Origin of the sequence: Phenylobacterium sp. Root700, assembly GCF_001429025.1 — a bacterium.
GTDB lineage: Bacteria > Pseudomonadota > Alphaproteobacteria > Caulobacterales > Caulobacteraceae > Phenylobacterium.
This window is the reverse complement of record NZ_LMHT01000026.1, coordinates 33,724-40,953: the sequence shown is the minus strand read 5'-3', so window position 1 is coordinate 40,953 and position 7,230 is coordinate 33,724. Positions and strand designations below refer to the sequence as shown.

At 68.3% G+C, this 7,230-nt stretch carries 7 protein-coding genes; 1 reads left to right on the top strand and 6 read right to left on the bottom strand.

Annotated features, from left to right (window positions below):
- Positions 1-54: 54 nt before the first annotated feature.
- From ASE02_RS13800 to ASE02_RS13790, 3 genes are read right to left on the bottom strand one after another with little or no spacing between them, the layout of a single operon-like run.
- On the bottom strand, positions 55-1,050 hold the full coding sequence (locus ASE02_RS13800) for a nitronate monooxygenase family protein (RefSeq protein ID WP_056735115.1): 996 nt from the start codon (positions 1,048-1,050) through the stop codon (positions 55-57).
- 50 nt (positions 1,051-1,100) lie between these two features.
- Entirely contained in the window at positions 1,101-2,021 is a 921-nt protein-coding gene (locus ASE02_RS13795; RefSeq protein WP_056735114.1) for an N-acetyltransferase, read from the bottom strand.
- A gap of 43 nt (positions 2,022-2,064) precedes the next feature.
- The gene (locus tag ASE02_RS13790) at positions 2,065-3,027 is read right to left on the bottom strand and encodes an acetyl-CoA carboxylase carboxyltransferase subunit alpha (RefSeq protein ID WP_056735113.1); all 963 of its coding nucleotides are present in this window, start codon (positions 3,025-3,027) and stop codon (positions 2,065-2,067) included.
- Positions 3,028-3,223: 196 nt separating this feature from the next.
- Between ASE02_RS13790 and ASE02_RS13785 the strand changes: the two genes are divergently transcribed.
- Positions 3,224-4,066: a hypothetical protein gene (locus ASE02_RS13785; protein ID WP_056735112.1), complete on the top strand. Its 843-nt coding sequence runs from the start codon at positions 3,224-3,226 to the stop codon at positions 4,064-4,066.
- Here the strand turns inward: ASE02_RS13785 and lepB are convergent.
- The 3 genes from lepB to ASE02_RS13770 all read right to left on the bottom strand — a co-directional run bounded on the left by lepB (position 4,063) and on the right by ASE02_RS13770 (position 7,209).
- A complete protein-coding gene (lepB, locus tag ASE02_RS13780; protein ID WP_369818565.1) occupies positions 4,063-4,905 on the bottom strand; it encodes a signal peptidase I in 843 nt (280 codons plus the stop codon). The genes ASE02_RS13785 and lepB overlap by 4 nt on opposite strands.
- Positions 4,906-4,999: 94 nt before the next feature.
- Positions 5,000-5,911: a site-specific tyrosine recombinase XerD gene (locus ASE02_RS13775; RefSeq protein WP_056735110.1), complete on the bottom strand. Its 912-nt coding sequence runs from the start codon at positions 5,909-5,911 to the stop codon at positions 5,000-5,002.
- On the bottom strand, positions 5,908-7,209 hold the full coding sequence (locus tag ASE02_RS13770; RefSeq protein ID WP_235536697.1) for a hypothetical protein: 1,302 nt from the start codon (positions 7,207-7,209) through the stop codon (positions 5,908-5,910). Before ASE02_RS13770 ends, ASE02_RS13775 begins: the two co-directional genes overlap by 4 nt.
- Between the last annotated feature and the right edge of the window lie 21 nt (positions 7,210-7,230).

Below are 7,230 nucleotides of genomic sequence, written 5' to 3'. Positions count from 1 at the left end.
GCTTCATCCACCTCGCCGCCACACTCATCTGGATGCGCTGAATGTCGATTCCACCTAGGCCGGGACGGCTTGCTTGCTGGGCGCGAAGCGCGCCAGGCGGCCGTGGATGATTTCCTCAGCTTCACGGACGATGCGGTGGATCAGTTCCTCGCACGACGGCACGTCGTGAATCAGGCCCTGGATCTGGCCGGCCGACCAGATACCGGCGTCGTTATCGCCCACTTCGTAGACGTTGCGGCCGCGCGAGCCGGCCACCAGTTCACGAACGTCCTCGAACTTGGCGCCCTGACGCTCCAGCGCCACGACCTGCTGGCTGACGGCGTTGCGGGCCACCCGGCTGGTGTTGTGCATGGTGCGGAAGATCAGGTCGGTGGCGCGTTCGTCGTTGGCGACGATCTGCTGCTTGATGGCCTCGTGGATCGGGCTTTCCTTGGTCGCCATGAAGCGGGTGCCCATGTTGATGCCCTCGGCGCCCAGCGCCAGGGCCGCGACCAGGCCGCGCGCGTCGCCGAAGCCGCCCGAGGCGATCATCGGAATCTTGATCTTGTCGGCCGCGGCCGGGATCAGAATCAGGCCGGGGACGTCGTCCTCGCCCGGGTGACCGGCGCACTCGAAGCCGTCGATGGAGATCGCGTCCACGCCCATCCGTTCAGCCGACAGGCCGTGACGGACCGAGGTGCACTTATGGATGACGATGACGCCGTGCTTCTTGAATTCCTCGACGTGCTCGGCCGGCTTGTTGCCGGCGGTCTCGACGATCTTGATCCCGGAATCGATGATCGCCTGACGGTACTCGGCATAGGGCGGCGGGGTGATGGCCGGCAGGATGGTCAGGTTCACGCCGAACGGCTTGTCGGTCAGGGTCCGGCAGCGGGCGATCTCCTCGCGCAGCTTTTCCGGCGTCGGCTGGGTCAGGGCGGTGATGAAGCCAAGCCCACCGGCGTTGGCCACGGCGGCCACGAGCTCGGCGCGCCCCACCCACTGCATGCCGCCCTGCACGATCGGATGTTCGACGCCCACGAGCTCGGTGAAACGGGTCTTCAAGGCCATGACGCCCTCCAAACGATTGTTTGGAAGACACTGAACCCGCAGACGCAGGGTCAGGCAAGCCGTTTGCGGCGATAGACATATGAGCGCGTATAGGTTTCAAACCCGAGCTCGAAGTAGAGCTTGCGAGGCGCGGGATAGGCCTCGTCCCCGCGGCAGGTGACGATCGCCTGATCCGCCCCCGTCTCGCGCAGGGCGTGAAGGGCCGCGATGCAGACGCCCCGGCCCAGGCCCAGACGACGGAAATCGGCGTCGGTTCCAACCGGTTCCAGTTCACCGACCTGGTTGGCGCCGTCCAGCCAAATGCAGCAATTGGCCGCCCAACGGCCGTCCGGCGCGACGATCGCCCAGTCCAGATCGCTGCGGTAGGGCCAGGCGGCCATGACGTTGCGATAGCTCTCGCCGGTGACCCGGGACAAACTGGGCGGCATGTCCTCGCGCCCGGCGATCCGGCTCCAGGCGTTGCGATGGGCCAGGGCCCGCGCGTCGGGATCGCCCAGCTCCGCCATCGACGCGGCCCGGTAACCCTCCGGCAAGACCAGGGGCGGGAGGCGCTCAAGCGTCCGGGCGGTCTTGAGATTGAACGGATAGGCGTCGCTGCCCGCCTGGTAGCCCCGGCGTTGGAGCGCGGCGATCAGGTCCGGCTGGTTCTCCAGCACACCGGTGGACAGCGCCGAGGCGTCGCTCGCAGCCTCGATCCAGTCGAAGACCTCATCGAACAGCACCGAATAGGCCGGATCGACCTGGAAATAGAAGTGTCCCGCCTCGACCAGCCACGCCCAGCCGACCACCGCCTCGCCGTCCCGCCAAATGCGGGTGCGCCAGGCTGGCTCACGTCCGAGATGCTCGAACCGCTGCCAGGCCAGATCGCCAACGTGATGATAGCTCGCCCGGCTCCAGAGCCTCTGCGCCAGGACCTGCATGGCGCGCAGATCGGCGGGGCCGGCGTAGTCGCGGCTGGAAACCGTGGTCATACGGAAGGCTGCACGCGCCGCGCGCAGCCGTCAAACCTTCAGCCTATTGCAGGCCCGAACGGCCGATCGCGTAGAATCGGTCGGCGCGCTGCTTGCGCAGTTCGTCGGGGCTGAACTTGGCGATCTTGGCCAGTTCGTCCTCGACCATGTCGCCCACCGACTTGATCGCGGCGTCCTTGTCGGAATGCGCGCCGCCGGCCGGTTCGGGAATAATCCGGTCGACAATCTTCATGCCGATCAGGTCCTGGGCCGAGATCTTCATCGCCTTGGCGGCTTCCTCGGCGGTCCGGGCGCCGCGCCAGAGGATGGAGTTCGCGCCCTCGGGCGGGATCACGGAATAGACCGCGTGCTCCAGAATCAGCACCCGGTTGCCGCAGGCGATGCCCAGCGCCCCGCCGGAACCGCCCTCGCCGGTGATGACCGCGATCATCGGCACGCTCAGCATCAACGACTTCTCGGTGGAACGGGCGATGGCCTCGGCCACGCCGCGTTCCTCCGAGCCGACGCCCGGATAGGCGGCGGGAGTGTCGACGAAGCTGATCACCGGCAGGTGGAAGCGTTCGGCCATCTCCATCAGGCGGATGGCCTTACGATAGCCCTCGGGCCGGGCGTAGCCGAAATTGTGTTTCACGCGGCTGACGGTGTCGCGGCCCTTCTCGTGACCGATCACCACCACCGGCTGGCCGCGGAATCGGCCGAGGCCGCCCATCAGCGCCTGATCGTCGGCGAACTTGCGGTCGCCGCGCAGCTCGACGAACTCGTCGATCAGCCCGTTCACGTAGTCCATGAAGTGCGGCCGGTCGGGATGACGCGCGACCTGGGTCTTCTGCCAGGCGTCCAGCTTGGAATAGGCCTGGCGGCGAACCTCCTGGGCGCGCGAGCGCAGGGCCTCGATTTCAGCGTCCAATGCGCCCGAACCCGTGGTTTCGGAAAGCTTGGACAGCTCCTCGATCTTCGCTTCGAGGTCGGCGATAGGGCGCTCGAACTCGAGATAGTGTGCGGCCATACGAGGAATCTTCTCTGCGTTCCGTTTGCGGAAGGGGGGGAAATTAGGCGCGAACCTTGCGCCTAACAAGTGCGAGGAACGGGCCAAGGTTCAGGCTTGCGTGCAACCGCGTTCAAATAACGGCGTTTCATAGTCGAGGTTGAACCGACGCCTGGAGAAACCAGCGCCGCGGGGACGAGGTTTCGAGGAGCTCAACATGCGCACGATCAAGATCGCCCTGGCGGCGACGGCCGCGCTTTCCATGGCCGCGCCGGCCTTCGCCCAGTACCCGCCGACCCAGCAATATCAGCAGGACATGCAGAACTATCAGGCCGACCGCTCCAACTACGATGCGGCCTTGCGCGACTATCAGGTCCGCCGCGACAGCTACGAACGCGAACGCGACCAATACGACCGCCGCTATGGATCAGGGGCCTACGCCCGCGCCTATGGCGCCGCGCCCACCTGGGACGACGGCTATGATCAGAACCGCTACGGCGCCAACACCTCCTATGAGAGCCGCGCCGATTTCGACCGCCGGGCCGGCGACTACGAGCGCGCCCGGCGCGACTACGACCAGCGCTATGGCTACGGCGCCTACCAACGCGCCTACGGCCCGCCGCCGGTCTGGAACTCAAACCAGTATGGCCAGAACCCGTCCTATGGCCGCTATGATCCCTGCCAGGGCCGCCAGAGCACCAACTCGGTCGCCGGCGGTGTCATCGGCGCCCTGATCGGCGCGGCGCTGGGCTCAAATGTCGCGGCCCGCAACGCCCGCACCGAGGGCTCGGTGCTGGGCGCCCTGGTCGGCGGCGCGGTCGGCGTCGGGGTCGGCAGGGCCTCGGCCAAGTGCGACGATCGCGGCTACTATTACAGCTACGACCAGACCACGCCGTACCGCGAGAGCAGCTATGACCGCAGGCGGCGTTCGGGTCAGTACGACTACAGCTACTACAACCGCCAGCGCTGCCGCCTGGCGCCGGCCCCGGTCAACGGCGACGAATATCGCTATGTCCGGGTCTGCCCTGACGGCGATGGGCGCTATCGCATCACCGGCTAGGTCGTGGTCGGGGCGCCGAGCTTGTGGAACATGCGGTCCAGGCGAAGGCCCGCCCATGGCTTGAGCAACGACGCGCCCTGCCGCCACGAGAACAGCACCATATCCGCGCGGCCCACCAGGTCGTCGAACGGCACGAAGCCCATGCCCACTTCCGGCGGGAGGTAGCGGTCGAGATCGCTGTTCCACGGGCATGAGGCTTCGCCGGTCCGAACCTGGCCAGGATCGAAACGGCTATCGAGCGAATTGTCGCGGTTGTCGCCCATCATGAAATAGCAGCCGGCCGGCACCAGATAGACCCCGGTGTTTCCCGCCGGCGTATCGGGGCCGTAGTTCTGGCTCGTGAAGCTCCGGCCGTTGGGCAAGGTCTCGCGGAACTGCGACACGCGGATCGCCCCGCCGGCCGGTCCATCCTCCAGGCTCGTCGCCCCAGGCTCCTGCTTCACGGGCTGGCCGTTGATCTGCAGCACGCCCTGCACGACCTGCATCCGGTCGCCCGGCAGGCCGACCAGGCGCTTGATAATATCGGTCCGCCCATCCCTCGGCGCCTTGAACACCACGATGTCGCCGCGCTTCGGAGCCTGGGCGAAGATCCGCCCCTCGCCCAGCGGCGGGCTGAACGGCACCGAGTGGCGGCTCCAGCCGTAGGGGAACTTCGAAATGATGACGTAGTCGCCGACCAGCAGCGTCGGCTCCATCGAACTCGACGGAATGGTGACCGGCTGACAGACCACCATGCGGGGAACAAAGGCGATGGCCAGGGCGATGGCGATCGTCTTGGCGATCTCGGAGAACTCGCTGGCGAAGCCCGTCCCGGGTTTCGCCATCCTGGCTGACGTCACATCGATCTCCACGCTGTCGGCGAAAGGCTAATCAGGTTTCCCCGACCTGGCTCGTTACAAAAAATCCAAGAACCTGCACGGTTGGCGGAAGGTCTCAGCTCTTCTTCGCCAGCGGGTGCTTGGTCTCGATCACCTCGCGCAGCCGGTCTCCGGCGACGTGGGTGTAGATCTGGGTGGTCGAGATGTCGGCGTGCCCCAGCAGCTTCTGAACGACCCGCAGGTCGGCCCCGCCTTCCAGCAGGTGGGTGGCGAAAGCGTGGCGCAGGACATGGGGGCTGACCCGCGCTGGATCGATCCCGGCGTCGGCGGCGGCTTCATCCAGCAGCTGGGCGAAACGGCGCGGCGTCAGCCGCCCGGCCTTGCTGCGCGAAGGGAACAGCCACGGATTGGCCGCGTCGCCCTTGGGCAGGAAGACCTTGCGGACCTCCAGATAGGCCTTCACCGCCGCGCGGGCCGCCGTGTTCAGCGGGGCGAGCCGCTCCTTGCCGCCCTTGCCCTTGACGATCAGATAGGCCGGGTCCCGCGCCAGGATCGCCAGCGGCAGGGCCGTCAGCTCCGAGATCCGCAGGCCCGACGCATAGGCCAGCTCGACCATGCAGCCCAGCCGCAGGCCCTGGCCGCCGTCGCGGGCCGAGGCCGCGGCGATGATCTTGTCCACCTCCTCGCGGCTCAGCACCTTGGGCAGGGGGCGGCCTTTCTTGGGCGCCTCGACCCGGCGCGAAGGATCATCGGCGCGCCAGCCCTCGCCCAGCACGAAGCGGTAGAACTGACGGACCGCGGCCCGGCGCCGCGCGGCGGTGGCCGGCGACAAGCCCCGGTCGCTGAGGGCGTTGAAATAGGCCTCGATATCTTCAGCGCTCGCCTGGGCCAGGCTGTTCTTGCGGGCGCGAAGAAAGGCCTGGGCGTCGACGAGATCCTTGCCATAGGCGGTCAGGGTGTTCTTGGCCGAGGCCCGCTCCACCGCCATCATCTCGAGGAAGGCCTCGACCCAGCCGGCGCCGCTCATCGCTGCGCCAGCAGGCCTTCGACCGCAAAGGCGCGCGCGTCGTCTTCCAGGCCGGCGGCCTTCAACGCCCGAATGATCCGGGCCCGGTCGCCCACCGGTGGACCGGCGGCTCCGGCGTCGGCGGACATCCAGAGGGCCAGCAGCGCCGTCTCGCCAGGAACCCGCTCGGCGCCGGCCAGATCCAGCGCCAATCCCCGGGCGACCGTGGCCTTACCGGGCTCGGCGGCGGTGAACTTCGCGAACTCGCCGCGCGCCTGCGGCGTCATCGGCGCGCCCAGCGCCGCGAGCAGGATGGCGGCGTTCTGCATCTTGCCGCGCGTCTTGGCCTCGCCAGCCCCGCCCCGCTCGACCAACCGGTCGAGCGTTGGACCGTCCGGCTTGCCCGACGCCGCGCTGATCAACGCGTCCAGCAAGGCCAGATCGTTCACCGCGACGGTGTCGGCGGTGAGGCTGGCGCGCTGGGTCTGGGCCCCAGCTAGGTCGCCAACCGCAACCGCCGCCATGGCCGTGTGAATCTGATCCGAGCCCTCGACCGTCCAGACGGCGGGACCAGGATCGGTCGGTTGCAACGCGGCGGCCATCGCCGGCGAAGGCTTGGCGGAGGCGACATCGAGGCCGAGCCCCCGCGACAACGCATAGTCCAGACCGTTGCGCAGCGACGGCGCGCCAGGATCGCCGCCACCGGCGAGCTTGGCGCCCATCAACCGGCCATAGACGGCGTCGCGCGCCACCCCTTGCGCCAGATCGAAGGTCAGTTGAGCCGGGCCGGCCTGCCCGGCGCGAAGCTGGCAATAGGCGCGCAGCCGCAGCCAGTAGATCTCTTCCCGGCCGGCCGTGAGCCCCTCGGCGAGATCGCAGGCGCGCTCCTCGTCGCCAGCCAGCAGGGCGGCCTCGGCCCCGGCCTGGGCCAAGGTCGGGCTCCGATCCAGGTTCGCGGTCCGCGACAGGATCGCCGCGGCGTCCTTCACCGCGCCCTGGGCGATCAAGGCGTTGATCCGCGCGCCGGCCAGTTCCGGGTCCTGGCCGGCGGTTTCGGGACCGCTCGCGCCGGTGGCCAGCACGCGCCGCGCCAGGGCCTGGGCGGCCGGCGACAGCGGCTTGGCGCCAAGCATCGGGATCACCGTCCGGGCGGTTTGCGCCGACGCGCGCCTCCAGAGATCTGGTCCCAGCCCGGTATCGCGCGCGCCGTTCGAGAAGAAGTCCGGGGCGCTCAGCGTCGCCACTTCCACCGGTTGCGCGAGCGCGGCGGTGGAGACCGCCAGGGCGCCGAGCGCCACACTGAGAAGTCTCCGGCCCATCATCACCTCGTCTTGCCCCAT

Excerpts from the sequence above, each read along its gene's own strand:
- ASE02_RS13770 (WP_235536697.1), bottom strand. The coding sequence starts at position 7,209 with ATGGGCCGGAGACTTCTCAGTGTGGCGCTCGGCGCCCTGGCGGTCTCC.
- ASE02_RS13775 (WP_056735110.1), bottom strand. The coding sequence starts at position 5,911 with ATGAGCGGCGCCGGCTGGGTCGAGGCCTTCCTCGAGATGATGGCGGTG.
- ASE02_RS13785 (WP_056735112.1), top strand. The coding sequence starts at position 3,224 with ATGCGCACGATCAAGATCGCCCTGGCGGCGACGGCCGCGCTTTCCATG.
- ASE02_RS13795 (WP_056735114.1), bottom strand. The coding sequence starts at position 2,021 with ATGACCACGGTTTCCAGCCGCGACTACGCCGGCCCCGCCGATCTGCGC.
- ASE02_RS13800 (WP_056735115.1), bottom strand. The coding sequence starts at position 1,050 with ATGGCCTTGAAGACCCGTTTCACCGAGCTCGTGGGCGTCGAACATCCG.
- ASE02_RS13790 (WP_056735113.1), bottom strand. The coding sequence starts at position 3,027 with ATGGCCGCACACTATCTCGAGTTCGAGCGCCCTATCGCCGACCTCGAA.